The organism is Streptomyces spongiae, assembly GCF_009377185.1.
GTDB lineage: Bacteria > Actinomycetota > Actinomycetes > Streptomycetales > Streptomycetaceae > Streptomyces > Streptomyces spongiae.
On the sequence record NZ_VJZC01000840.1, the window covers coordinates 1 to 3,249 of the forward strand.

Sequence of the window (3,249 nt, forward strand, 5' to 3'; positions counted from 1 at the left end):
ATGCTTAAGTGGAAGCATGACGACTGGAACTGGCACAGACCCCGCCCCCGGCGCCCCCCTCCGCGTGGCCCTGGTCGGTTACGGCCTCGCGGGCTCCGTCTTCCACGCCCCGCTGATCGCCGCCACCGAGGGGCTGGTCCTCGACACGGTGGTCACCAGGAGTCCGGAGCGCCGGGAGCAGGCCCGCGCCGAGTTCCCGGACGTACGGTTCGCGGATTCACCCGACGAGCTGTGGGACCGGGCCGGCGAGCTGGACCTGGTCGTCGTCGCGTCCCCGAACAAGACCCACGTCCCCGTGGCGACGGCCGCCCTGGAGGCGGGCCTCGCGGTCGTGGTCGACAAGCCCCTCGCCGGCACGGCGGCGGAGGCCCGCGAACTGGCCGCCCTCGCCGAGGAGCGCGGCCTGCTCCTCTCCGTCTTCCAGAACCGCCGCTGGGACCACGACTTCCTGACGCTCCGGAAGCTCGTCACCGAGGGCGAGCTGGGTGACGTATGGCGCTTCGAGTCCCGTTTCGAGCGCTGGCGCCCCCAACTGAAGGGCGGCTGGCGCGAGTCCGGCGACCCCGCAGAGATCGGAGGTCTGCTGTACGACCTGGGCAGCCATGTGGTCGACCAGGCCCTGGTCCTCTTCGGCCCGGTCACCCAGGTGTACGCGGAGGCGCTCGTCCGCCGCGAGGGCGCCGAGGCCGACGACGACACGTTCATCGCCCTCACCCACGCCGGCGGCACCCGCACCCACCTGTACGCCTCCGCGACCACGGCCCAACTCGGCCCGCGCTTCCGGGTGCTGGGCGCGAAGGCGGGCTACGTGAAGTACGGCCTCGATCCCCAGGAGGCGGCCCTGCGCGAGGGCGAGCGGCCGACGGCCAAGGCGGAGTGGGGCGTGGAGCCGGAGTCGATGTGGGGCCGGATCGGCGCCGGCGAATCCCCCCTGACGGGAGGCGGACGCCCCGTACCGACACTGCCGGGCGACTACCCGGCGTACTACGAGGCGGTGGCCGCGGCCCTGCGCGAGGGGGCCCCGAACCCGGTGACGGCGTTCGAGGCGGCGGCTGCCCTCGATGTGCTGGAGGCGGCCCGCCGCTCGGCCGCGGAGGGCGTGGTGGTGTCGCTGTGAACGCGCGCGACACGACCCCGACCGCCCCGACCGTCGCCGAACTGGAGGAGCAGGAGCGCCGCCTGACGCTCCCCCGCTTCACGTACGAGGACGCCTGGACCCTGGGCACGCGCCTGGTGGAGCTGGCCCGGGAGCGCGGCGCCCCCGTGGCCATCGACATCCGGCGCGGCCACCAGCAGCTCTTCCACGCGGCGCTCGACGGCTCCACCCCGGAGAACGACGCGTGGATCGACCGCAAGCGCCGCGTCGTCGAGCACTACGGCCACTCCTCCCTGCTGATCGGCACCCGCTTCCGCGCCAAGGGCACCACGTTCGAGGAGTCCTCCCGCCTCGACCCCACCACCCACGCGGCCCACGGCGGCGCCTTCCCGATCCGCGTCGAGGGCGCGGGAGTGATCGGCACGGTGGTGGTCTCGGGCCTGCCGCAACTGGAGGACCACGCCATGGTGGTGGAGGCCCTGCAAGGGCTCCTGAATACGTAAGGAAGCCAGGGAAAAAGGGGCGCGGGGAACTGCGCATGCTTTTAGGGGCGCGGGGAACTGCGCATGCCTTTAGGGGCGCGGGGAACTGCGCATGCCTTTAGGGGCGCGGGGAACTGCGCATGCCTTTAGGGGCGCGGGGAACTGCGCATGCCTTTAGGGGCGCGGGGAACTGCGCGACCAGCCACAAACAACCCGCACCCGCCAACCAACCGCAGTCCCCCACCCCTCACGCGTCCTTGAACTCCTGCCGCTGCCGCCCGAGACCCTCGATCTCCAGCTCCACCACATCCCCCGCCCGAAGGAACGGCTTAGGCTCGGGCGCGCCCAACGCCACCCCCGCCGGCGTCCCCGTATTGATCACGTCACCCGGGTACAGCGTCATGAACTGGCTGACATACCGCACGACTTCCGCAACTGGGAAGATCTGCTCAGCCGTCGTGCCGTTCTGCTTCAGCTCGCCGTTCACCCACAGCTTCAGCGACAGGTTCTGCGGGTCGGGCACCTCGTCGGCGGTCACCAGCCAGGGCCCCAGCGGGTTGAACGTCTCGCAGTTCTTGCCCTTGTCCCACGTACCGCCGCGCTCGATCTGGAACTCGCGCTCCGAGACGTCGTGCGCCACCGCGTACCCGGCGACGTGCGCGAGCGCCTCCTGAGCCGAGCCGACGTAGCGGGCGGTCCGCCCGATGACGACCGCGAGCTCGACCTCCCAGTCGGTCTTGGTGGACCCGCGCGGAACGAGCACCGTGTCGTGCGGCCCGACCACCGTGTCCGCCGCCTTGAAGAAGATCACCGGCTCGGCGGGCGGCTCGGCCCCGGTCTCGCGGGCGTGGTCGTGGTAGTTCAGCCCAATGCAGACGATCTTGCCGATCCGCGCGAGCGGCGGGCCGACGCGCAGCCCGGCTCCGTCCAGCGCGGGCAGCTCGCCGGCCTCGGCCGCCGTACGGATCCGGCCGAGCGCCTCGGCGTCCGCGAGCAGCGACCCGTCGATGTCCGGGACGAACCCCGACAGATCCCGCAGGGTCCCCTCGGCATCGAGCAGCGCGGGCCGCTCCGCCCCCGCCGTACCGACTCGCAGCAACTTCATGATCACAGTCTCCCTCGATCGCGGGCAGCCCGTCCGACGCGTACGCCGCCCCGTGGATGCGGCCACGGGGTACAGCCATCGGAGGACTGGTCGATCCTCCAAGCTCGACGCCCGCTCCGCAATACCCGGTTCACGGACTGGACCGCCCCCGACCGACCGACAGAACCCAACCGGACCGCCAGGCCCCGACCGAACCCAACCGGACCACCAGGACCCGACCGAACCCAACCGGACCACCAGGACCCGACCACACCGCCAGGCCCCTACAGCACCGCGGCCGTGGCCGGCACCGCCACATCCCGGTACAGCACCGCCCGCTCCACCGCGCTCCACGTCGTACTGGTCACCACGTACAGCGCGGCCGCCAGCGGCACCACCGCCACGCTGACGAGGGTCAGGAAGGACACGAACGGCATGACCTTCATGACCGAGGCGACCCCGGGCACCTGCTCCCCCGAGGGGCTCACCGCCGAGGTGGACGTGCCCGCCATCATCCGCTTCGACCGCCGGAAGTTGAACACGGCGACACACGTGACGATCACGAACAGCCCCACGTACACGAGCCC

At 71.7% G+C, this 3,249-nt stretch carries 3 protein-coding genes and 1 pseudogene; 2 read left to right on the forward strand and 2 right to left on the reverse strand.

The genetic code is table 11. The features are described 5' to 3' along the window. The first annotated feature begins 16 nt into the window (after nucleotides 1-16). Nucleotides 17-1,117 carry a Gfo/Idh/MocA family oxidoreductase gene (locus FNH08_RS47550; protein WP_152778125.1) on the forward strand — a complete coding sequence of 367 codons (1,101 nt, stop codon included), beginning with the start codon at nucleotides 17-19 and terminating at the stop codon, nucleotides 1,115-1,117. Beyond that, entirely contained in the window at nucleotides 1,114-1,599 is a 486-nt protein-coding gene (locus tag FNH08_RS47555; protein WP_322726590.1) for a heme-degrading domain-containing protein, read from the forward strand. Before FNH08_RS47550 ends, FNH08_RS47555 begins: the two co-directional genes overlap by 4 nt. A 226-nt stretch (nucleotides 1,600-1,825) precedes the next feature. On the opposite strand, the gene FNH08_RS47560 is transcribed toward FNH08_RS47555, so the two are convergent. Both FNH08_RS47560 and FNH08_RS47565 read right to left on the reverse strand, forming a co-directional pair. Continuing rightward, a complete protein-coding gene (locus FNH08_RS47560) occupies nucleotides 1,826-2,683 on the reverse strand; it encodes a fumarylacetoacetate hydrolase family protein (RefSeq protein WP_152778126.1) in 858 nt (285 codons plus the stop codon). Nucleotides 2,684-2,946: 263 nt separating this feature from the next. Further along, nucleotides 2,947-3,249, reverse strand: a pseudogene (locus tag FNH08_RS47565) (hypothetical protein); the annotation flags it as partial.

What these genes read in the sequence shown, in the direction of transcription:
- FNH08_RS47550 (WP_152778125.1), top strand. Translation starts at nt 17, where the DNA reads ATGACGACTGGAACTGGCACAGACCCCGCCCCCGGCGCCCCCCTCCGC.
- FNH08_RS47560 (WP_152778126.1), bottom strand. Translation starts at nt 2,683, where the DNA reads ATGAAGTTGCTGCGAGTCGGTACGGCGGGGGCGGAGCGGCCCGCGCTG.